Annotated in this window: 23 protein-coding genes; 19 read left to right on the top strand and 4 right to left on the bottom strand. The window is 39.9% G+C overall.

What is annotated here, in order from left to right; all coding sequences use genetic code 11:
- Window positions 1-116 precede the first annotated feature (116 nt).
- The 5 genes from LCM09_RS03820 (at window position 117) to LCM09_RS03800 (ending at window position 5703) form a co-directional block, all read left to right on the top strand.
- Window positions 117-869 carry a DeoR/GlpR family DNA-binding transcription regulator gene (locus LCM09_RS03820; RefSeq protein ID WP_224878791.1) on the top strand — a complete coding sequence of 251 codons (753 nt, stop codon included), beginning with the start codon at window positions 117-119 and terminating at the stop codon, window positions 867-869.
- A complete protein-coding gene (gene pfkB, locus LCM09_RS03815) occupies window positions 866-1774 on the top strand; it encodes a 1-phosphofructokinase (RefSeq protein WP_224878790.1) in 909 nt (302 codons plus the stop codon). Before LCM09_RS03820 ends, pfkB begins: the two co-directional genes overlap by 4 nt.
- 19 nt (window positions 1775-1793) lie before the next feature.
- Entirely contained in the window at window positions 1794-3695 is a 1902-nt protein-coding gene (locus tag LCM09_RS03810; RefSeq protein ID WP_224878789.1) for a PTS fructose transporter subunit IIABC, read from the top strand.
- Between the two features lie 444 nt (window positions 3696-4139).
- Window positions 4140-4994: a pyrroline-5-carboxylate reductase gene (gene proC, locus LCM09_RS03805; protein ID WP_224878788.1), complete on the top strand. Its 855-nt coding sequence runs from the start codon at window positions 4140-4142 to the stop codon at window positions 4992-4994.
- 166 nt (window positions 4995-5160) lie between these two features.
- Window positions 5161-5703: a hypothetical protein gene (locus LCM09_RS03800; RefSeq protein ID WP_224878787.1), complete on the top strand. Its 543-nt coding sequence runs from the start codon at window positions 5161-5163 to the stop codon at window positions 5701-5703.
- A 47-nt stretch (window positions 5704-5750) separates the two neighbouring features.
- Here LCM09_RS03800 and LCM09_RS03795 read toward each other — a convergent pair whose 3' ends face one another.
- Window positions 5751-6059: a PepSY domain-containing protein gene (locus tag LCM09_RS03795; protein ID WP_224878786.1), complete on the bottom strand. Its 309-nt coding sequence runs from the start codon at window positions 6057-6059 to the stop codon at window positions 5751-5753.
- 172 nt (window positions 6060-6231) lie between these two features.
- On the opposite strand from LCM09_RS03795, the gene LCM09_RS03790 reads away from it, so the two are divergent.
- Both LCM09_RS03790 and LCM09_RS03785 read left to right on the top strand, forming a co-directional pair.
- Window positions 6232-7305 carry a M42 family metallopeptidase gene (locus LCM09_RS03790; RefSeq protein ID WP_224878785.1) on the top strand — a complete coding sequence of 358 codons (1074 nt, stop codon included), beginning with the start codon at window positions 6232-6234 and terminating at the stop codon, window positions 7303-7305.
- A gap of 61 nt (window positions 7306-7366) precedes the next feature.
- Window positions 7367-7870 (top strand): DUF84 family protein, encoded by a 504-nt coding sequence (locus LCM09_RS03785; RefSeq protein ID WP_224878784.1) that lies wholly within the window; start codon window positions 7367-7369, stop codon window positions 7868-7870.
- Here LCM09_RS03785 and LCM09_RS03780 read toward each other — a convergent pair.
- A complete protein-coding gene (locus LCM09_RS03780) occupies window positions 7867-8313 on the bottom strand; it encodes a YtoQ family protein (RefSeq protein WP_224878783.1) in 447 nt (148 codons plus the stop codon). The genes LCM09_RS03785 and LCM09_RS03780 overlap by 4 nt on opposite strands.
- Window positions 8314-8467: 154 nt before the next feature.
- On the opposite strand from LCM09_RS03780, the gene LCM09_RS03775 reads away from it, so the two are divergent.
- The 12 genes from LCM09_RS03775 (at window position 8468) to ccpA (ending at window position 21649) form a co-directional block, all read left to right on the top strand.
- Window positions 8468-9481, top strand: coding sequence for a PTS sugar transporter subunit IIC (locus LCM09_RS03775; RefSeq protein WP_224878782.1), 1014 nt, complete (start codon window positions 8468-8470; stop codon window positions 9479-9481).
- A 16-nt stretch (window positions 9482-9497) separates the two neighbouring features.
- Window positions 9498-9812, top strand: a complete 315-nt coding sequence (locus LCM09_RS03770; protein ID WP_224878781.1) for a thioredoxin family protein — start codon at window positions 9498-9500, stop codon at window positions 9810-9812.
- Window positions 9813-10348: 536 nt separating this feature from the next.
- The gene (locus LCM09_RS03765; protein ID WP_224878780.1) at window positions 10349-11152 is read left to right on the top strand and encodes a DUF1444 domain-containing protein; all 804 of its coding nucleotides are present in this window, start codon (window positions 10349-10351) and stop codon (window positions 11150-11152) included.
- Window positions 11153-11172: 20 nt separating this feature from the next.
- Entirely contained in the window at window positions 11173-11781 is a 609-nt protein-coding gene (gene ytpR / locus LCM09_RS03760) for a YtpR family tRNA-binding protein (protein WP_224878779.1), read from the top strand.
- 189 nt (window positions 11782-11970) lie between these two features.
- A complete protein-coding gene (locus tag LCM09_RS03755; protein WP_224878778.1) occupies window positions 11971-14781 on the top strand; it encodes a DNA translocase FtsK in 2811 nt (936 codons plus the stop codon).
- 147 nt (window positions 14782-14928) lie between these two features.
- Complete coding sequence (locus LCM09_RS03750) at window positions 14929-16026, top strand: nicotinate phosphoribosyltransferase (RefSeq protein WP_224878777.1); 1098 nt, start codon at window positions 14929-14931, stop codon at window positions 16024-16026.
- Between the two features lie 175 nt (window positions 16027-16201).
- The gene (murC, locus tag LCM09_RS03745) at window positions 16202-17506 is read left to right on the top strand and encodes a UDP-N-acetylmuramate--L-alanine ligase (RefSeq protein ID WP_224878776.1); all 1305 of its coding nucleotides are present in this window, start codon (window positions 16202-16204) and stop codon (window positions 17504-17506) included.
- Between the two features lie 249 nt (window positions 17507-17755).
- Window positions 17756-18199 (top strand): DUF948 domain-containing protein, encoded by a 444-nt coding sequence (locus LCM09_RS03740; RefSeq protein WP_224878775.1) that lies wholly within the window; start codon window positions 17756-17758, stop codon window positions 18197-18199.
- A 12-nt stretch (window positions 18200-18211) separates the two neighbouring features.
- A complete protein-coding gene (locus LCM09_RS03735) occupies window positions 18212-18664 on the top strand; it encodes a YtxH domain-containing protein (protein WP_224878774.1) in 453 nt (150 codons plus the stop codon).
- A gap of 94 nt (window positions 18665-18758) precedes the next feature.
- Window positions 18759-19085: a bacillithiol system redox-active protein YtxJ gene (ytxJ, locus tag LCM09_RS03730; protein WP_224878773.1), complete on the top strand. Its 327-nt coding sequence runs from the start codon at window positions 18759-18761 to the stop codon at window positions 19083-19085.
- 154 nt (window positions 19086-19239) lie between these two features.
- Window positions 19240-20340, top strand: a complete 1101-nt coding sequence (locus LCM09_RS03725) for a bifunctional 3-deoxy-7-phosphoheptulonate synthase/chorismate mutase (protein ID WP_224878772.1) — start codon at window positions 19240-19242, stop codon at window positions 20338-20340.
- A gap of 304 nt (window positions 20341-20644) precedes the next feature.
- Window positions 20645-21649, top strand: coding sequence for a catabolite control protein A (gene ccpA, locus LCM09_RS03720; protein ID WP_224878771.1), 1005 nt, complete (start codon window positions 20645-20647; stop codon window positions 21647-21649).
- Window positions 21650-21690: 41 nt separating this feature from the next.
- On the opposite strand, the gene LCM09_RS03715 is transcribed toward ccpA, so the two are convergent.
- Together LCM09_RS03715 and LCM09_RS03710 are read right to left on the bottom strand one after the other, a co-directional pair.
- A complete protein-coding gene (locus LCM09_RS03715) occupies window positions 21691-22839 on the bottom strand; it encodes an acetoin utilization protein AcuC (RefSeq protein WP_224878770.1) in 1149 nt (382 codons plus the stop codon).
- Window positions 22836-23483 carry an acetoin utilization AcuB family protein gene (locus LCM09_RS03710; RefSeq protein WP_224878769.1) on the bottom strand — a complete coding sequence of 216 codons (648 nt, stop codon included), beginning with the start codon at window positions 23481-23483 and terminating at the stop codon, window positions 22836-22838. The genes LCM09_RS03715 and LCM09_RS03710 overlap by 4 nt, the downstream gene beginning before the upstream one ends.

Genomic DNA, 23483 nt, shown 5'->3' with positions numbered 1-23483 from the left:
TGAGTGAAATGAATGAAAATGATTGATTTTGAATTAATTTGAATGAAAATGATTGATTTTTGAAAGTGCTTCCAATATAATGAGTTTAAATAAATGATCAGAGAGAAGGTGAACATGTGCTAACAGCGGAACGCCATTTCATCATATTGCAAGTACTAAAAGAACAAGGTAATGCAACAGTCCATGAGCTAAGTGAAGTGACAGGAGCATCGATCTCTACGATTCGTCGTGATCTTGTTCAGCTTGAGGAAGCTGAGAAGTTAAAGCGAGTGCACGGAGGTGCGACTCAATATAGAACCAAATGGACTGAGCCTTCCCTTAACGAAAAGTCCTCTCAGAACTTACAAGAAAAAACGAGTATAGCAAGTTATGCAGCAGGACTAATAGAAGATGGAGACTGTATCTTCCTTGATGCAGGTACAACAACTCAGAAGTTAGCAGAACACCTTTCAAGCAAGAACTTAATTGTGGTTACAAATGGCTATCAAGTAGTGGAAACGCTTCTTGATAAAGGAATCACGACCTATTTAGTAGGGGGGAAACTCAAACCAATTACAGGTGCAATGATCGGTGGGAAAGCACTCGAAAGTATTGCGACTTACCGTTTTGACAAAAGTTTTATAGGAATAAACGGTATACACGAATCTTTCGGTTACACGACTGCAGATCCTGAGGAAGCCATTATGAAGAAAACTGCGATCGATCTATCTAGAGAGTCTTATGTAATCGCAGATCATTCAAAAATTGGAGAAACTGCTTTTAGTAAGGTAGCTGATCTACATGAATGCACGATTATTACTAGTCATTTTACTGAATCAAATTTAACTAAAATTAGTGAACAAACAACAATAGAAGTGGTGAAGTCATGATTTATACAGTTACATTAAATCCGTCAGTTGATTATATTGTAGGCTTAGCTAATTTTGAGCCAGGTCAAGTTAATATTGTCGATCACGATAAGAAGTTCGCAGGAGGAAAAGGTGTCAACGTATCCAGGGTTCTTCATAACCTCGGATTCGATTCGAAAGTCCTTGGATTTGTTGGAGGCTTTACAGGAGAATTTATCGAGACAGCACTTAAAGAAGAAGGGTTATCACCTCACTTTATTAAGGTGGATGGGGATACAAGAATCAATATTAAGTTGAAAGCAGAAGTAGAAACAGAAATAAATGGGCAATCTCCTGATATTGATGAAACATCTCTTGAAACGCTGTATAAACAACTTTCGGAACTTTATTCTGGTGACATCGTTGTATTAGCAGGGAGCGTTCCTGCCAGCGTCCCGTCTTCTATTTATTCACGCATTATTGAATCACTCCCAGAAGGTGTCGAAGCGATCGTTGATACAAAAGGCGCTGCCTTAAAAGAAGTGATTCGTTCAAAACCGTTCTTAGTCAAACCAAATCATCATGAGCTAGGTGAATTCTTTGGAGTTAAGATTACTTCAATTGAAGAGGCAACTAAATACGGCAGAGAGCTTCGGAATTTGGGTGCGCAAAACGTCATCATTTCACTAGCTGAGAAAGGCGCAGTCTTCTTATCATCACAGGGGGACTTTGTAGGAAATGCACCAAAGGGTGAAGTGAAAAACTCTGTGGGAGCAGGTGACTCTGTGGTCGCTGGTTTTCTTAGCACCTATTTAAAAACGAGAAAATTAAAGGATGGATTTCACACAGGTATCGCTGCCGGGAGCGCAAGTGCTTTTTCAAATGACTTCTGTACAAAAGAAGATATTGAAACGTTGAGGACAAGGATAACTGTACGTTCCATATAAGAAAGGGGAGAGTATTCGGATGAAGATAACAGAGCTATTAACAAAAGAAACGATGATTCTTAATCTCGCGTCGACTTCGAAAGGTGATGTAATCGAAGAGCTGACAGATAAGCTAGATCGTGCTGGTCATTTAAATGATGTAAAGGGATTTAAAGAAGCGATTCATAAGCGCGAAAAAGAAAGTACGACTGGTATTGGAGAAGGAATCGCTATTCCACACGCAAAAACTTCTGCAGTAAAAAGACCTGCTATCGTATTCGGTCGTTCTGATAAAGGAATCAACTATGATTCACTAGATGGTCAACCAGCTCACCTATTCTTCATGATCGCAGCTACTGAAGGGGCGAATCAAACTCACCTTGAGGCACTTTCAAGGCTTTCCTCCTTCCTAATGGATAATGAATTTCGTAACGTATTGATCAACGCAACGTCTACTGATGAAGTTTTGAGCGCTTTTGATGCTAAAGAGGAAGAACAAGAAGAGGAGAAAGCATCTGAAGATACAACACATACAACCAAATTGTTAGCGGTTACAGCGTGTCCAACAGGTATCGCGCATACTTACATGGCTGCTGATGCGCTAAAGTCAAAAGCAGCTGAGCTTGGTTATTCACTAAAAGTTGAAACGAACGGATCAGGAGGCGTTAAAAACAAATTAACTGATCACGATATACAAGAAGCAGACGGTGTTATTGTTGCCGCTGATACAAAAGTTGAGATGGAACGCTTCAAGGGCAAGAAGGTGATCGAGGTGCCTGTTGCGGAAGCAATTAGAAAACCTGAAGAACTATTAAAGCGTTCAGCCAATGGGGAAGCTGAAATCTATAGCAACACTTCTTCATATGAAGATGAAATCAACGAAAAGAAAAATGAGAGAAAAGGAAAGCAGCCAGCATTTTATAAACACTTGATGAACGGTGTATCGAACATGTTGCCTCTTGTTGTCGGTGGTGGTATTTTGATCGCTTTATCGTTTATCTTTGGAATCAATGCTGCTGATCCTGATCATCCCAGCTACAATGCTTTTGCTGAGGCATTAAGTACGATTGGTGGAGGCAACGCATTTGCCCTTATGATTCCAGTACTAGCAGGTTTCATTGCGATGAGTATTGCAGATCGACCTGGTCTTGCTCCTGGACTAGTAGGCGGCTTAATGGCATCTACTAACGGAGCGGGCTTTCTTGGAGGGCTCATCGCTGGTTTCCTTGCAGGGTACGCTGTACTTTTACTTAAAAGAGTATTTTCTGGTCTTCCACAATCGCTAGAGGGGATCAAACCCGTTCTGTTATATCCGCTATTTGGTATTTTTATCACGGGCATGATAATGATGTACGTAGTCATTGAACCAGTACAAGCAATGAACACTGGGTTAGAAAACTGGTTAGGCGGTCTTGGTACGACGAACAAACTCCTACTTGGATTGATTCTGGGGGGTATGATGGCTGTAGATATGGGGGGACCAATCAACAAAGCGGCATTTACTTTTGGTATCGCGATGATCGATGCAGGGAACCTCACTTATCATGCTGCAATCATGGCGGGTGGTATGACACCTCCTTTAGGATTAGCACTAGCAACAACGATCTTTAAGAAGCGGTTTAACAAAACAGAAAGAGAAGCAGGCAAAGTTGCGTATGTAATGGGTGCTTCGTTTATTACAGAGGGTGCTATCCCATTCGCTGCTGCTGACCCTGCGCGCGTCATTCCTTCTATTATTGTAGGGTCATCAGTTGCAGGCGCTTTAACGATGCTCTTTAATATTGGCCTGCCAGCTCCTCACGGAGGCGCATTTGTTATGTGGTCAGTGAACAATATTTCTGTTCAGCATATTCTTCTCTATCTTCTTGCTATTGTGATCGGTACGATCGTGACTGCACTGATGGTAGGTCTTCTAAAGAAATCTAAACCACAGGTAGCATAGAAATGAGAGGCTTCATAGGGAGCCTTCAAGCTGTCGAGAAAATCTCGGCAGCTTTTTATTTTCCTGTTAACCATGAATAGGAGTGATTTACGGTCCAGGATATTAGCTTTTCGGGCGGTGAGCTTCCTTCCGCTCCAAACTAACTCATTGTGAGAATGATTCCTTATATTAAGACGTTCATTCATTCCTGTCAGACGATAATATCCAATTGTTGTAAGAATTTGAGTTTCGATGAGATGGTGTGAGAAGCGATGAGAGAGCATATATCCGCATCTCATTCATGCAAAAGCGTCCCAGGTGTAAATGATAACGTTTTCACTAACTATCTTGTACAAATGCTTTTTAATTCCTACATAACGGTTGAAGCGTGTGGGAAGCAGTGTTAGTATAAATGACCGTAGACGAAAAGTCAGATGATTTGTTGGAAATTCAAAGGAGGAAATCATGCTACAGAATAAAACCGTAACGTTTATCGGAGCGGGTTCAATGGCAGAAGCAATGGCAGCAGGAATGATCGAATCGGGTACAATTGAACCTGAAAGAATTATTATGACGAATAGAAGCAATGAAGAAAGACGTCAAGAACTTATGGAAAACCACGGAGTTCTAGCGACGCAAAGTATAGAATTCGCTGTACGTGAAGCGGATGTTGTAATTTTGGCTATGAAACCGAAAGATATTGAAAAAGCACTCAAGGGAATTGAAGAATATATTACAAACGAACAGCTACTATTGTCAGTATTAGCTGGTGTTCCATCGGCCTTTATCGAAGAAAGCTTAGAAGGCGAACAACCAGTTATTCGTGTGATGCCGAACACTTCTAGCATGATTGGAAAGTCCATCTCTGCACTTGCAGCAGGAGAATATGTGGATGAAGAGCAAATTACAATGGCAAGAGCTCTTATCCGTTCAATCGGAGATACAGTTGTCATTAAAGAAGAACAGATGGATGTATTTACTGGTGTTGCAGGCAGTGGACCAGCATATATCTATTATGTGATCGAGAGCCTAGAAAAAGCTGCTGTCGAAGGTGGTCTAGAGGAAGAAACAGCACGTAAGATGGCTGTTCAAACCGTACTAGGAGCTGGAATGATGGCAGAACAGTCAGAAGATTCTCCTTCTGAACTTAGAAAGAAAGTCACTTCACCAAACGGTACAACCCAAGCAGGACTTGAAGCGTTGTATGAGAATGGTGGAGGAGATGCATTTCTTGAAGCTGTTCGAAACGCTGCAGTTCGTTCGAAAGAAATTAGCAGTCAATTTGATGAAGAAAATGAAAAAAAGCCAGTTATGCAATAACCTAATGAGAACCGGATTTTCCGGTTCTTTTTTTATGAGGAAAAGCCTGTTTTGGTTGTATATGGAAGATGTTACAGAATGTTCATTTCTAAAAAATGTTAGTAGAATAATAGACAAAATATGATATGATAATAATTGGATGATTTGTAGTTGGAAGGAGGAAATAATGATGAAAAAAGGGATTTTTGCTCTTATTTTAGCTCTTTTAGTCGCATTTCCGTTTGCAGGTACAGCTGTTCATGCTGAAGCAAATGTCAGCGATAAGGTAGAAAAGGGCGTCGCTAGTTATATTGGTGAAGAACATTATGACTATGACAAAGGGTCTCTTTCTATTAAAGAATCAGACAGTTTTGAAGTAAGTAGTTCTGCGGATAAAGAATTTAGTCAGGTAACGATGATGGTTGTAGATTTCCAAACTGTTCGTGATAACATCTTCTTTGAAGATCACACACAGGTTATTTTCTATGATACAGAGGCGAACGCAGTCATTCCTGATACAAAAGTTCTTGACCTAGAACAAGCGAAAGAATTCAAAGACAGTCATGCTGAAGAAACTGGTTCTCATTTGCATATGGGAGTAGTACTGTTCCTTCATGCTCTTATGATCATAGTCCCAGCACTTATTGTACTAGTGTTCATTAAAGGCTGGTACTCAACTCTTGGATTCAAACTACAGAACAATGTTTATGATACGAACACAACATTTTAATATTGAATGAATTTAAGCCCTCTACCAAATTGGTAGAGGGCTTAAATTTATTGCTTTTGAAGTTCTACAATCGTACCTGTATTTGCATCAACCAAGAAATCCATTTGCTCTAATCTTCCCTCTTTTTCACACGTTAACCCACCAGAATATACGGTGAATGGTACATCGAACTTATTGATCGAATCGGTTTTCATATGAATCCAGGATCCTTTGACGGCATATGAATTTTTAACCGCTTCTTTAACAGATTTAAGAGCCTTCTCAGGCGGAATCGCTGATTTTTTGCAAGTTGTCAAAGAGGTTGCTGCCATAGCAGCTCCTGCTCCGATAAGCGCGCCTAGTAGTACATCTCTCATTCTCATAATAATCTATTCTCCCTTCTATTCACGTCTATTTTGTTTCCTCTTTCAGTATATCTGAAGTTGTTTCATGTACCAACTACTTAAGCTGAAAATTCAAACGACTAGCAACACATTATGGAATTCGATACAATGAAGGAGGTACTTATTGTAGAGAGGAGATACATATATGAATGAAGAAACGCTATCCCTATTTAAAACACTAACTGAGCTTCAAGGAGCTCCGAGCTTTGAGCATGATGTAAGGAAGTTTGTTAAAGGTGAAATTAGCAAATATACTGATGAAATCATCCAAGACAATCTTGGTAGTGTATTTGGTGTGAAGCGTAGTGAGAACAAGGGACCGAAAATTATGGTTGCTGGACACATGGATGAAGTTGGATTCATGGTGACGTCGATTACGGAGAACGGCATGTTGCGTTTTCAAACACTAGGTGGATGGTGGAGTCAAGTCTTACTTGCTCAGCGGGTACAAGTAATGACAACGGATGGCCCGATTCCAGGTGTTATTGGCTCAATCCCTCCACATCTTCTTGATGAAGCGAAGCGCCAGAAGCCAATGGCAGTAAAAGATATGCTGATCGATATCGGTGCCGATAATAAGGAAGATGCTGAGAGAATCGGTGTTCGTCCTGGTCAACAAATCGTACCTGTTTGTCCATTTACTCCAATGGCTAATAACAAGAAAATTATGGCGAAAGCATGGGACAATCGATATGGAGTTGGACTTGCTATTGAACTTCTGAAGGAAATGCAGAACGAGGAATTACCAAACGAACTTTATTCTGGTGCTACAGTACAAGAAGAAGTTGGACTTAGAGGAGCGCAAACAGCAGCAAATCTTATTGGACCCGACTTATTCTATGCATTAGATGCGAGTCCAGCAAATGATATGACCGGCGATAAGAATGAATTTGGTCAACTTGGAAAAGGGGCACTGCTTCGTATCTATGACCGTTCGATGGTAACCCATCAGGGACTTCGAGACTTTGTTCTTGATACAGCTGAAAGTAACAATATACCGTATCAGTATTTCATTTCTCAAGGTGGAACCGATGCGGGAAGAGTTCACTTATCGAATAATGGTGTCCCATCAGCAGTAGTCGGCATCTGCTCAAGATATATTCATACCTCTTCATCTATTATTCATGTTGATGATTATGCAGCTGCAAAAGAGTTATTGTTCAAATTGGTTAGAACGACAGATCAAAATACGGTTGATCAAATAAAAAGTAGAGTATAGGGGAAAGGAGCCGCTAGGCTCCTTTTTCATTCGTATAGGCACAAGTAGGAGGGTATATCGTATGAAAAAAGTTGCTGTAGGTTCCCTGAATCCAGTCAAAGTAAATTCCGTTCGATCAGTAACGACATATGAAGTAGCAGGCTATGACGTTCCGTCTGGGGTTTCAGACCAACCATGGGGTGATGAAGAAACGATAGATGGCGCTAAGCAACGAGCTTTTGCATCTCTAGAAAAAGGAGATGCAGATATTGGAATAGGTTTAGAAGGTGGGGTGTATCAAATCGGGCAAGATTTGTTCGTTTGTAATTGGGGCGTACTCGTTGACGGTGTTGGGAAAGAAATTGTTGCGGGTGGTGCACGGTTTCCTTTACCGGAAGAAATTAAACGGAGGGTTATTGGTGGAGAAGAGCTAGGACCAGTCATGTCAGACTTTGCTAGTCGTGCACATGTAAACAAAAAAGAAGGCGCCATCGGAATCGTAACGAAGGGCGCCATCACAAGGACTGCCATGTATGAGCATATTGTATCGCTGCTCTTTGGACAGTATGACTATTACCGGAATTAATCCGTTTCAAATATATAGGATAATGCCTGAAGTGCTTGTTCAGGTGTTTCAACAACGACTTGTGCTTTGTTTGCGAGTTCTTTAAGAGGATGATGCAGTGATTCAGGTCTAATAAGAATAAGCGGCTTTTGAAGTGCAACAGCTGTTGCTGCATCCATAGCGCTATTCCATTGCTTATACTTATCACCAAATAATGCGATGACAACATCAGATTTGCCTAGTAGCACCTGTGTTCGAAAGTTATTGATTTCAGACGCAGCTTCGTCTTTGAAAACGGCGTTTGGCTGTTCGCCTTTAATTTCTTCTCCAATATTATCTGAGCGATCATGGTTTTCCATTGGCCCTACAAATGAAATGGGAAGGTCCATTTCTTTTGACTTTACCTTCAACTCATCTCGCCAGTTGTCGTGGATTTGTCCTGCTAAGTATACTGTAAGTTCCATTCGTAACGCCTCCTCTAGTTTTAACGCTGTTATTGTAGCATAATCACGTTCTGTGTTCCCAATTATTTGAATTGAGAAACGATTCCCTTTTATCAGCGTTAAACATTAGAGATTGTGTATACTAATGATTGAAGTATATTGGAGGGAGAAAGAAATGAAGGGATTATTGGAAAGAAAAGGTGTCTCTCTTTCACCACGTATCTATTTCGTTACAGCGCTTAGTTATATGGCTCTTGGATTATTTTCTTCGCTTATTATTGGTCTAATATTAAAAACCATTGGTGAACAAGTTGCGTGGGCGAGTTTTCTTATACCTATAGGTGAATTAGCAATGAGTTTAATGGGACCAGCTATTGGTGTAGCGGTTGCCTATGGACTAGGAGCACCACCACTTGTGTTGTTCGCCTCGTTACTAGCTGGGGCTGCAGGTGCAGAGCTTGGTGGGCCTGCCGGAAGCTATGTTTCTGCAATTATTGCTGCTGAGTTTGGTAAACTCGTATCAAAATCAACAAAGCTAGATATTATCATAACTCCAATGGTTACCATTTTTGCTGGATTTGGGACAGCTGCACTTGCTGGACCTGGAATAAATGCGTTCATGCAGAATTTTGGTTCACTGATCATGTGGGCAACGGAACAACGTCCTATACTAATGGGAATTATCGTAGCGGTTTTGATGGGATTAGCGCTAACCGCCCCCATTTCAAGTGCAGCGATTGCAATCATGCTAGGTTTAGAGGGAATCGCAGCTGGTGCAGCCACAATCGGTTGTGCCGCTCAGATGATAGGCTTTGGTGTAAGCAGCTATAGGGAGAATGGTTTTGGTGGCTTTATTGCGCAAGGTATAGGCACATCCATGCTCCAAGTCGCTAATATTGTCAAAAACCCATGGATCTTACTCCCTCCAACTTTGGCGGGTGCAATTCTTGCACCTTTTGGAAGTGGCTGGATCGGTATGCTCAATAATCCTTCAGGGGCAGGAATGGGTACGAGTGGATTTGTAGGTCAAATCATGACAATTAATGTGATGGGATCTAGTTTTGACATTTGGATCGCCATCCTTCTTTTGCATATTATTGGACCAGCTTTGATTAGTTTGATAATATCCGAGTTAATGAGGAAAAAAGATCTTATTAAGTTTGGAGATATGAAAATATCGACTGAGTAAGTATAGGAGGATAAACATGAAGACTTTTGAAAAACACGAAGAATATGTAAAAGCCATGAACGAGGGAAAATCAGTTTTCTTATTTTCTGCTGACTGGTGTCCTGATTGCAGAGTAATCGAGCCATTTCTTCCAGAACTCGAACAAGAGCATAGCGAATTAACATTTTACTATGTAGATCGAGATGAACATATCGAACTATGTCAGGAATTAAACGTTTTTGGGATTCCTAGCTTTGTTGCATTCAACGAAGGTGAAGAAACGGGACGTTTTGTGAGCAAGCAACGAAAAACTCGTGATGAGATCGAGGAATTTTTATCTAGTGTTAAATAAGGAAGAACAGAGCTATGTTAATCATTGTTTCAGTTTGTGGAAAAACCTGATTATTGTGTTCCCTATTTCGTAGGAGTTTGAATACCACAAGACCCCTGTGGACGAACGCCCGTTTTCCACGGGAGTCAAGTGGTATTCACTCCTACTAAAAAGCAATCAATCAAAGCAAACTTTCCGACTGATTATGATAAAGTAGTCCTCTGTTTTATATCCCTAAAAGTAATTTAATGGCTTTTCTTATTTTCGAAACCACATATCAATGTTGATTGGAGCGGAAGGATGCTCGACTCCTGCGGGACGTGCGGGACAGGTGAGACCCCACAGGAGCGTTTTGAAAGCGACGAGGAGACTCACCGCCCGCCCCGCGGAAAGCGAGCATCCTGAAGCGGAAATCACTACCATACCCGTGGCGAATGGTCCTTAATACTTCCTCGACAATCTTGAGCTATGTTAATCATAGCTTTGTTTTTGTCTATAGAACTTTCGTGGTATCATGAAGTGACAACTCTTATTGAACTTGCAGGGTGGTGAAAAAAATGGAACCAAAAGATTTACGAAAATTGCTCGAAACGCGCCTTCAAAATGAAGACCGTGAACTTACATATAACAAGAAGGAAGAAAAGCTGCGTATTGAAACGAAAAGCTCAGGAAAAGGTATGAGCCTTTCTTTAAAAGGACTAGCTGCAAAATATGAAGAACGGAAAGAGACTCTCCTGGATGAAATTGTTCATCATGTAGAAGAAACGTTGAAAGCAATGAATGATAACCAGCAATTAAGCGGAAGTGAAAACAACATTTTCCCTGTTATTAGGTCTGGTTCATTCCCTTCTGAGACTGACTCTGGCGTACCTCTCGTATTTGATGAACACACTGCAGAGACGAGAATTTACTATGCTCTTGATCTTGGCAAATCCTATCGTCTGATCGATAAGGAGTGGCTTGAGAAAGAGGGGATGACGAAAGAAACGCTTCAAGAGGTTTCGAAGTTTAACGTACGTAGTCTATCGACTGACATGAAGACAGATTCAGTTGCAGGCTGTACCTTTTACTTTTTAAATACAAATGACGGCTATGACGCAAGTCGTGTGCTTAATCAGTCTTTATTGGAGGATATGGCTTCAAAAACGAAAGGTGAATTAGCAGTAGCTATTCCACATCAAGATGTGTTGATCTTTGCTGATATTGAAAATGAGCGTGGATATGATGCACTTGCACAGCTAACGATGCACTTTTTCTCAAATGGACTTGTGCCTGTTACAGGATTACCATTCATTTATGAAGATGGCAAATTAGAACCAGTCTTTATCCTCGCGAAAAATAAACCCAAAGAAGATCAATAACCTAAAGGAGAACGCGGAATATGAACTTGTTTTATAACAAAGAAGGTATCGGAGACACACTGATTGTAACACTAGGGAGCACTGATCGAGATGATCGCGATGTTGAACGAAAGGGAAGCGTTGCACGTGTTTTCAGTAAAGAAACGAATCAAACAATCGGATACAACATCTTTGATATTTCTAGTACTTATACAATTAACACTGCTGGTCTTGTAGAAGAGAGCGAAGAACTTGTTTCTGCAGTTAATCACTTGCTTAAAGAGAATGGTTTTGAAGATGAACTTATTTATGATGCATCTCCAAAATTTGTTGTAGGGCTTGTTGAAGAGATGGAAAAGCATCCCAATGCTGATAAGCTTAACATTTGCCAAGTTAACGTTGGAGAAGAGCGTTTGCAAATCGTGTGTGGTGCTCCGAACGTAGATCAAGGGCAGAAGGTTGTCGTGGCTAAGGTTGGTGCAGTTATGCCGTCTGGAATGATCATTAAAGATGCGAACCTTCGTGGCGTCGACTCATCTGGAATGATTTGTTCAGCGAAAGAACTGGATCTTCCAGATGCACCAAAAGAAAAGGGTATTTTAGTTCTTTCAGAAGCTCATGAAATGGGATCGGAATTCAAAGCCTACTAGGATATTTTCTAGTAGGTTTTTTCTTTTTGCTATTTTTTGTATGGGGATATTGAACCGATTTTACTAATTTAGACTAAGAAGCACCTAAATTAACGAAAGATTTTAGAAAGTGCCTTACAATGATAGGGGAATATCCGATAAAATAGAAGAACAAAAGCTAAAAGGCTTAACTAGAAAAGGTGATTTTAATTGAGTAATAATTGGTTTAAAAAAGCACTGAATAAATTATTTGATGTAAATGAAGAAAAAGAATTGGACGACCCTACTGAGGAGAAAAAAGCACAAGCTCCTAAAGAACACCAAAAACCAGATCGTAGAAACTCAATCGGTAGAATTGAAAGTGGTGATCGAAAGAATGAAGCGAGAATAGTTCATCAATACCCTCGTGATGGCAATTTTCGCTTTCCTTTAATTCCTGATGAGTCTTATAAGAGCGGCAGAAAAGTTGATAGTAAGAATAGTCAAAAGAGTAGTCATGCTCCTAAGCCTGCTGAATCAAAACAACGGACTTCAAAGAACACGAACGATAGCTCAAAAAAGCAAGCGATTTCTAAACCGAACGTATCTAAAAACACAACTGAACCACAGGATGAGCCACCTAAAAAGTTCGGCGGTGTTAATTTTAAGCCTACTGATATTCCATCACCGATCTATGGATTTAGTAAACGACCGGTAGCAGAGAAAGTTGAGAAAGCAATTCAAGAGACCGAAAATAGTAATAAATATACCCCGCTGAATGAACATAAAGTTATTGATCAGCTCATACACAATCCGACTGATTATAGCTCTGAAGAAACTGAAATCAATTACCATTATTCTTCTGAACTCAACGAAAAGCATGATGAAATTAGTCAAGATTCTTCTGTATCAGAAAGTGACTCGCTTGAGTTCGAAGAATCTGAAGAGACGAGTGAACCTACCATCGATGATGATAGCTCTTCAATCACAGCTACTGACGATTTCATAGGTGAACAGAAAGAAACAATTATTTCAGATAACCACCCTGAAGAGAATAGTCAACAAGTGAACTTAGAAGGTGACCGAGAAGAAGAACAAGAAATCGCTTCACCTATTGGAGTGGATGAAGAAGCTCACTTCGAGGAGCAGCCTATTCAACAAGAGGAAGAGCTTACGCAGCAAGAACAATCTAGCGACTACGATGGTGAAGAAAAAAGCGATGATCGAGCATTTCAAATTATTGAAGATATCGATCTTCCAATTGAACAAGAAGCAGAAACAGAAGAAAAACCAGAAGAAGAACAAGAGGAAGAACCAACTGGAGAGCTTGAAGAACATGTAGACGTCCCTTCATTCATTGAGAGAGAGGAAACGTCTGAACCGCTACAATCTGAAGAACCTTCTTCTGAAGAGGATCTGCCTGAAACAAAAAACACTCAAGAGCAAGCGGTTGAACATAAGGAACAAGAAAAAATTGAGCGCCCGGTTAAGAAAGAAAATAAGAAAGTAGAACAAAAGAGAGAAGAGGGACGCCCTAAGCCTCAAGTTCCATACAATGTAATGATGCTTGCGAGTGATCGTAGACACCTTGTGAAAAAGCCAGTATCAAACGGTGAGTACAAGCTACCTCCTATTTCACTATTAGATATTCCCCCACGTGACGAAGGTAATGATGAACAATGGCTCGAGGAGCAACGTGAACTGCTCGAATCCACTTTGAAGAACTTTAATGTTCAAGCAACCGTCATTGGAGCTACTATGGGGCCAACCGTGACGCGCTTTGAAGTTCAGCCGAGTCCTGGGGTGAAAGTAAATAAAATTACGAACCTTAGTGATGATATCAAATTGAGTCTAGCAGCGAGAGATATTCGTATGGAAGCTCCGATACCAGGACGGAACGCTATAGGTATTGAAGTTCCAAACCCGAGTAGTCGCCCTGTTTTCATTCGTGAAATCGTTAGAAATGGCGTTTTTCAATCAAAAGATGCTGTATTGAACGCGGCTTTAGGGTTTGATATCGGAGGAAACGCAAAAGTTACGGATATTCACAAAATGCCTCACGGTTTAATCGCTGGTGCTACAGGGTCAGGTAAAAGTGTGTGTATTAATTCCATTCTTGTGAGCTTGTTATTAAATTCGAATCCAGCTGATGTCAAAATGCTATTGATCGATCCGAAAATGGTCGAACTAGCACCTTACAATGGGTTACCACACCTTGTTACACCTGTTATCAATGACGTTAAAGAGGCGACTACAGCATTAAAGTGGGCAGTAGACGAAATGGAAGAACGGTATGAAAAGTTTGCTGCTGCTGGTGTAAGAGATATCAAAAGGTATAATGACAGAGCAATCGAACATGGAGAACCACAGCATAAGTTACCTTATATCGTCGTTGTCATCGATGAGTTGGCTGACCTCATGATGGTATCTCCACAAGATGTTGAGGATGCAATTTGCAGAATAGCTCAGAAAGCAAGAGCTTGTGGAATACATTTATTAGTAGCAACTCAGCGCCCTTCAGTTGATGTCATTACTGGACTGATAAAGGCAAACATTCCGACCCGTATTGCTTTCTCAGTATCTTCTCAAATTGATTCAAGAACGATTCTTGATACGAGTGGTGCAGAGAAGCTACTTGGAAAAGGGGATATGCTTTGCCTTGAAAATGGCTCGTCTAAACCAGTTCGATTACAAGGGAACTTTGTTTCAGATGAAGAAATTGAACGTGTTACATCGTTTGTAAGAAAACAAAGAAAGCCAAACTACTTAATTGCCAAAGAAGATCTTGCAAAGAAGCAACAATACAACGAACAAGAGGATGACTTGTTTGAAGAAGCTTGTATGTGGGCACTTGACCAAGGCCAAGCTTCATCCTCAGCTCTACAGAGACGCTTTCGTATCGGGTTTAATAGAGCGGCGAGGTTAATCGAAATGATGGAAGAAAGAGGGCTAGTCTCTGAAGCAATGGGTAGTAAGCCAAGAAGCATTCTTATGAGTAAGACTGATTTTGAAGAGACGTTCCTCAAAGATATGCGCGTTTAGTGCATATCTTTTCTACTTGTTTTATCCAGGGTTGTTCTATATGATATAGAGTGTGTAAAAATTATGTTTTATTACTCTCTTAATTAAGAATACTAGTAAATATAGAGCTCACATTCGAATGACGAAACTACTTGAAGGAGCCCCAGAATGAAAGAAATTGAACTGAAAATGCAAGGTGAAATAAAACGCTTAACAAACCGCACGTTTAAATTTGATGAAAGAGTCAAAGAAGGCTGGTTTTCAGCAGTATACTTCCTAAAAACGTGTGAAATTGTCGAAGAGTATAAACCGGACAATCAAGTGACGATGCAGTTTTTCCAAAAAAGTGATGCTGTGTTGTGTGGTTCAGATGAAGCAATCGCTTTAATTAAGACGTTTGCCAAAGATCCTGATTCTCTTGAGATTCATTCATTAAAAGATGGCGATAAGATATCCCCATTCGAAACGGTATTGAAAATCAAAGGTCCATATCAGAATTTTGGTTTTCTAGAAGGGATTATTGACGGAATTCTTGGCAGAAGAACCTCAGTCGCTACGAATGTATATCATGTTGTTAAAGCTGCGAGATCTTCTGGTATTCAAAAACCTGTTATTTTCATGGGTGATCGGGATGATCACTATACTCAGCAAGCTGGAGACGGCTATGCTTCTTACATTGGTGGATCGACAGCACAAGCAACGCATGCCATGAATGAATGGTGGGGAAAAAGAGGTATGGGTACGATGCCACATGCGTTGATTCAGTTATTCAAAGGTGACGTTGTTGAAGCATCAAAAGCGTACCACTCCAAATATCCTGAAGATGATTTGATTGCCTTGGTCGATTATAATAATGATGTCATTACTGATTCTCTTAGAGTAGCAAGGGAATTTGGTGATACGCTAAAAGGCGTTCGAGTCGATACGTCTAGAACGATGGTTGATCAATATTTCTGGAGGAATCCAGACGTACTCGGAACGTTTGATCCAAGAGGAGTTAACGCTGAATTAATATTTGCGCTTAGAGATGCTCTTGATCAAGAAGGTTTCGACCATGTCAAAATCGTTGTTAGCGGTGGATTTACAGAAGAAAGAATTCGGGAATTTGAGGGTCAGAATGTACCTGTTGATATTTATGGTGTAGGTAGTAGTTTACTAAAAGTAAACATTGGGTTTACTGGAGATAATGTTATTATCGACGATGAGCCTGAAGCAAAAGCAGGGAGAAAATATCGCCCTAATCCAAGACTGGAACGCGTAGAGTAAAAAAGACAGGGAATAGACCTGTCTTTTTTAACCAGAGAAGGTCATTTAGATATTGGAGCATCCTTCCTATATATGCTATAATGCAGTATTGTACAGAAATATGGAGCATGAATGTAAGGATTTCATATAATAAAGAAGATATTCGGTGTAGAAATGAAAGTGTGGAGGTTCTGAAATGACTATATATCACTTTGTTGGCATTAAGGGCTCCGGAATGAGCGCTCTTGCGCAAATCTTGAACGACATGGGTTACAATGTTCAAGGTTCAGATGTAGAGAAACGCTTTTTTACCCAGGAAGCCCTTGAGCAAAAAGATATTACCATTCTTCCGTTCTCAGAAGAAAATATTGTTGAGAACATGATTATAATCGCCGGCAATGCGTTTGATGATGAACATGAAGAGTTAGTTCGCGCTCGAGAGATGAACCTTCCTGTCTATCGTTATCATAAATTTCTTGGTGACTTTATTCAAAAGTTCACTAGTATTGCTGTGACTGGATCACATGGCAAAACATCAACGACTGGATTACTTGCCCATGTCATTGGTGAAGCAGAGCCAACTTCCTTCCTAATTGGAGATGGAACTGGTAAAGGGGTAAAAGACAGCCAGTATTTCGTTTTTGAAGCTTGTGAATATCGTCGTCACTTCTTATCTTACAAACCTGATTATGCAATCATGACAAACATCGATTTTGATCATCCGGATTATTTTTCAGATGTCGAAGATGTTTTTTCAGCGTTTCAAGAGATGGCTATGCTAGTGAAGAAGGGAATCATTGCTTTTGGAGATGACCCATACCTGCAGCAAATTCAAACCAAAGTTCCAGTTGTATTCTATGGCTTTGACGAGCAAAACGATTTTCAGGCAACGAACATAAAAGTAGATGAGAATGGTACTACTTTTGATGTTCACGTTCGTGATGATTACTATCGAACATTCCAAATTCCTACTTATGGAAAGCACAATGTTCTAAACGCTCTTTCAGTAGTGGCGTTATGTCATTATGAGAACCTTCCAGGTGAAGCTGTACAAAAGCAGCTTCAAAACTTCAAAGGTGTAAAGCGTAGATTCACAGAAAAAGCTGTTGATGATCAAGTGCTTGTCGATGATTATGCACATCATCCGACAGAGATAAAAGCAACGATTGAATCTGCTCAACAAAAGTATCCAGATCGTGAAGTGGTTGCGATATTCCAGCCTCACACATTCACAAGAACAAAAACGTTCTTAGATGATTTTGCTGATAGCTTAAAAGAAGCAGATGTTGTCTATCTATGTGATATATTTGGCTCAGCTAGAGAAGAATCAGGACAATTAACGATCGATCATTTGATGGAAAAAGTTCCGAACTCTCATCTTATTACTGAAGAGTCGATTCAGAAACTGAATGATCATAATAGAGGCGTTTTACTATTCATGGGGGCAGGAGATATTCAAAAATATCAGGCTGCTTATGAATCTGAGAAAGCGTCGTTGTAAAAAAGAAAAGGCAACGTGCCTTTTCTTTTTTTTTTATATGCTGGAGGGCTCAAACAGCGATTTGACCAACAAAAATACAAAATATCCAATTTCTTCTTTGAAAAGAAAGTTTGTAAAAAAGGAATAATGGATACTCTAACGAATAATAGTAGTAAGGTTGTCTCATTTTACTTTTTTATGTGAAGTGACAAACTAGTGTTTATTAGAGACGAATCAAGGGAACACAGGTAGAAAAGGAGGTGCCAGGAGATGGAGATTATTCTTTATTTGAGTGTAGCTATCATAGCTATCGCATTTGCAGTATTAGTATATTTTGTTGCACAAACTTTGAAATCCTTAAAAGACACGCTTAGCAACACAGCAAAAACTCTTGATAGTCTTGAGAAACAGATGAATGGTCTTACGACAGAAACAACAGCATTGTTACATAAGACTAACCTTCTTGCAGAAGATATTCAGGGGAAGTCAGAAGCTCTGGATACTGTATTCGTACAAGTGAGAGAGGTTGGAACGTCACTTGGTAAGATGAACAGTTCACTGAAGAACATTTCAGAGAAAGTAACTGATGAAGCTGAGCGCCAATCAGAGCAAGTAACCAAGGTTGTTCAATGGGGCAACGCTGCAATGCAAATTTGGCAAAAGTGGCAAGTAAAGAAAAAAGCAACAGACCAATATATCGATTCAAAATCTTAGGAGGTTGATCACATGTCAAACGACAACAACAACAATAACAATAACAGCAACATCAACACAAAGGATTTCATCATCGGGTCACTAATCGGTGGGATCGTTGGTGCGGCAGCAGCTCTACTATCTGCACCAAAGTCAGGTAAAGAACTTCGAAATGATCTTAACCAGCAAGCTGGTGTAGTGAAAGAGAGAACATCTCAATTCCGTGATACAGCTGTTGAAAGAGGATCAGACATTGCAAATCGTGCGAAAGAAAGATCAAACACGATTTATAAGCAAGTATCTGATCAATCAAACAATATTGTTTCAAAAATCAAAGAACGTAAAGCTAATTCTGAAGATCCTGATGTTCGAGCTCAGGCAGATGAAGATGTTGAGAGCTTTCAACGCGATCTAAATGATCATTTTGTTGATGACGAGCCAGCTACTAACGAAAACCCTACAAGACACCAATATCAGCAAGATTAATGGTAGAAGGAGAAGCTATAAACGCTTCTCCTTTTTGTATGACCTCTTTTCATCTATAATGGATTTATGTAATAAGGAAAGGATGATTAACGGTATGGGAATTAATAAACTTGCAACATTTGATGACTTTTCGAAGGTCAAGGAGAAAACGGATCGATTTCTTTTATTTAAAAATAGTACAACATGTCCAATAAGCTCACAGGCTTTTGAAGAATTTGAGAAGTTTGCTGAAGATCATGATCATGACGTTTATTATTTAAATGTTCAGGAAGCTAGACCGCTATCGAATGATATAGCTGAAACCTATGGCGTTAAACACCAATCTCCACAGGCTTTGCTCATCGATGGGGATCATGTTGTTTGGAACGATTCGCACTGGAGAATAACGTATTCATCTTTGGCTGATGCAGTGAAAAAATAATATAGGCAAAACGGCTCTATGGAGCCGTTTTTTATTCACTTACACGATTTAATGCTTAAAAGCGTCTAAGAATTAAACTAAAAGTAGTGACATTTTATTTTTCTTCGTATATAATATCCCTAATCACTTATATAGATAGGGAGTGGAACAAATTATGGCTAACATTCAGATTGACGAGTTGAGAGAGAAACTAGACGAGATTAACTTGCAATTGCTCGATTTAATTAACGAGCGTGCAGAAGTAGCACAGGAAATAGGCAGAATTAAGAAATCTCAGGGGATCAATCGTTTTGACCCTGTTCGTGAGCGTAAGATGCTTGATCTGCTAGCAGAGAAGAATGATGGGCCGTTTGAAACGTCCACTCTGCAGCATATCTTTAAAGAGATTTTCAAAGCGAGTCTTGAACTACAAGAAGACGACCACAGAAAAGCTCTATTGGTTTCACGTAAGCGTCAGCCTGATAATACAGTCATCGACATCAAAGGTGAAAAAATTGGTGCTGGTGGCCAAGTATTGATTTCAGGACCTTGTGCAGTCGAAAGCTATGAACAAGTAGCTGAAGTTGCGAAGGCGGTTAAGAAACAAGGATTCAAAATGCTTCGAGGTGGTGCTTTTAAACCTCGTACGTCGCCTTATGATTTCCAAGGTCTTGGTGAAGAAGGACTTAAGATTTTAAAGAAGGTTGCGGATGAATACGACCTTGCAGTTGTAAGTGAGATCGTTAATCCAGCAGACATCGAAATTGCTGAGAAGTACGTTGATGTTATTCAAATCGGTGCACGAAACATGCAGAACTTTGAATTACTAAAAGCTGCCGGTTCTGTTGATAAGCCTGTTCTTCTCAAGAGAGGACTTTCAGCAACGATACAGGAGTTTATCAACGCCGCTGAATATATTGTTTCAAAGGGAAATACTCAAGTAATGCTATGTGAGCGTGGTATTCGAACATACGAAAAAGCAACTCGAAACACGCTAGATATAACGGCAGTACCAATCTTAAAACAAGAAACTCACTTACCGGTATTTGTTGATGTTACTCATTCAACCGGTAGAAGAGACCTACTATTGCCAGCTGCGAAGGCAGGACTTGCTATTGGCGCAGATGGAATTATGGTAGAGGTTCACCCTGATCCTGCAGTAGCGCTTTCAGATGCAGCACAACAGCTAGATATTCCTCAATACGAGAAATTCGTAGATGACCTAAAGTTAAGCGGGCTTTTTAACCCTGGAAAAGCTGCTCCTACTACGTTGTAAATCCAACTCAGACTGTCGAATCACTTTCGGCAGTCTGTTTTTTTGCGTTATAATAGATATTCTATATTACTTGTATAAATTTCTTTATATTAAAGCAAAAAAGGTATAAATGTGCTATCTTTAATACAGTTACTATCTTGTGAAATAAAATACATACACTTATACCGTATAGGGTGATAGAATAATACCGAAACTACTAGGTAGAAGACTTACTTGATTGCGGAAGATTAATATTTGCAGTCAGAAGAATAGTATCGTATCATTAACTAAATCAAAGTCCGAGAGAGCATGAAGGAGGATTATCGTGAATACAACGATTTATGATGTAGCAAAAGAAGCAGGAGTATCGATGGCCACGGTTTCGAGGGTAGTAAATGGAAATCCTAATGTTAAACCTGCTACGAGAAAAAAGGTACACGAGGCAATCGAACGGTTAGGTTATCGTCCAAACGCTGTAGCACGTGGTCTCGCTAGTAAGAAAACCACAACAGTCGGCGTAATCATCCCTGATATATCCAGTATTTTCTTTGCAGAACTTGCTAGAGGTATTGAGGATATTGCGACTATGTATAACTACAATATCATTCTAAGCAACTCAGATCAGAACAAAGAAAAGGAAATTCACCTATTGAACACGATGCTTGGTAAACAAGTAGATGGAATTGTTTTCATGGGTGGCCAGATTACTGAAGAGCACGTTGAAGAATTCAAACGCTCACCGGTACCGATCGTATTAGCTGCTACACTTGAGAAAACAGAAGAAATTCCTTCTGTAAATATCGATTATCAACAAGCTGCATATGAGCTAGTTACTGAATTCATCCAAAAAGGCCATAAGGATATTGGTCTTGTTAGTGGTCCTCTAGAGGATCCTATCAATGGAGAAGAGAAGTTTCTAGGTTATCGTCGAGCATTAGAAGATGCAGGCTTAAACGTGAATGAAGATATGGTTGCCATTGGTGACTACACATATGATTCAGGTATCGAAGCGATGAATGGATTTATCGAAAAAGATAACATGCCTACTGCCATTTTTGGTGGTACGGACGAAATGGCTCTTGGAATCATCCATGGTGCCCAGGATAATGGCTACAAAGTACCTGACGACCTTGAAGTGGTTGGATTTGATAACACTAGGCTTGCTACAATGGTTAGACCAACGTTATCAACTGTGGTACAACCTATGTATGATATTGGAGCAGTAGCGATGCGACTACTCACGAAATTCATGAACAAGGAAACAGTTGAAGAACAGACTGTTGTATTGCCTCATCGTATTCAACATAGAAACTCAACAAAGAACAAGTAATAATCAATGAAAAAGAACCTGGAAACTTCCAGGTTCTTTATTTATTGACTGATTTGATAGAGTGATCGTTCCAACGTTAGTTTGTTTTTTTCTGTGATTTCATTCTTTCTAGGAATCGGTTCATAAAGATCTTTAGGATCGTGCCATGTTTTTGGTAGCTCAAATGGAGATAGAGATTGCCAACGTTCAATCCATTTCTCAGGTAATACCCCAGTAGCCTTTTTGTTTTTCATTTCTAGCCAGATTCGAGACCATGCTCTAGGCACGACACGCCACACATCATAGCCACCTCCACCTACAGCGACCCATTTCCCATCGCAGTATTCATGTGCAAGCTCATGAGCAAGTTTTGGAATGAATTCGAAGCTATTCATTGTAACGGAAAGATGTGTGAGAGGATCGTAGTAATGGGCGTCAGCACCGTTTTGCGTGAGAATGATATCAGGTTTGAAGAATTCGATCACTTTACGAAAAGAACTTTCGTAAACTTCTTGAAAAGACTCATCTTCAGTAAATGCATCGATCGGAACGTTAAAAGAAAAGCCGTAGCCTTTGCCATGACCTTTTTCGTTAATATTTCCTGTGCCAGGGAATAAATAACGGCCGGTTTCATGAATGGACAGTGTACAAACATTTGGGTCATCATAAAAAGCCCACTGAACCCCGTCTCCATGGTGGGCATCTGTGTCGACGTACAACACTTTCGCATCATATTTCTTCTTCATATATTCAATTGCAATCGAACTATCATTGTAAATGCAAAATCCAGATGCTTTCCCACGAAATCCGTGATGAAGTCCACCACCGATATTTAACGCATGTTTTGCTTTCCCAGTCATCACAGCGTCTACTGCAGTTAACGTGCCACCTACTAATAGTGCACTAGCTTCGTGCATATTCGAAAAGATTGGGGTGTCTTCAGTTCCTAATCCATAATTAGCAGCAACTGAAGAGGCTAGCGTTCCGTTGCCTGCATCCTTCACAGCTTGTATGTACGCTGGATCGTGAATCAATGCGATTTCATCGTCGCTTGCGATTCTCGGTGAGATGATTTCATCCTGTGATAATGCACTTAGTTCTTTCAATAGATCATGAGTTAATTGGACTCTAATATGATTGAAAGGATGATTATCACTGAATTTGTAGTTTAAATAATCTGAGGAGTAGATGAATAATGAATCACATTTCATCTTTGCACACCTGGCATACTTGGCCAAAGTACGTTATAACCCTCTTCAGTAATATCATTTACAACAGCTGTTGGATTCATAGTTTGAACTCTGAAAACGATATTTTTATACCCTTCGTTATGACTACAAGGGTAAACGAGAACGCTTATGATGTTCACATTGCGCTTTCGAATAATTTGTGTGATATCTGCAAGCTTCCCAGAGACGTTCTCGACTTGTACTTCGATATGAGAACTTGGTTGATGTGCTCCTGTAAGAAGGATAAGGGTGTGCAGCATATCTGTTTCGGTAACGATCCCAATAACTTTTCTATTATCTATAATCGGGATACAAGATATTCTGTGTTCATAAAATACATTTGAGATTTCTTCTACAAAATCAAGAGGGTGTGCAGTGATAACATCCTTTTTCATGATAGAAGAAAGAGAAGATTCTAGAACTTCTCTGTTAGGATTTGCATCGAGTATCGAAGGACTAGCTTCTTTTACATCTCGATCTGAAACGATCCCTACTAGTTCTCCATCGTTATTCACAATGGGGAGATGACGTATATTCTTTTCTCGCATCAGTTTGATCGCATCTGCGATCGTTTGCGATTCATTCAAAGAAAATACATTCCTGTTCATTATTTCCTCAATGATCAA

Source organism: Guptibacillus algicola (assembly GCF_020171805.1).
In the GTDB taxonomy this organism is placed as follows: Bacteria; Bacillota; Bacilli; order Bacillales; family Guptibacillaceae; genus Guptibacillus; species Guptibacillus algicola.
This window is presented reverse-complemented; position numbering and strand designations above follow the sequence as displayed.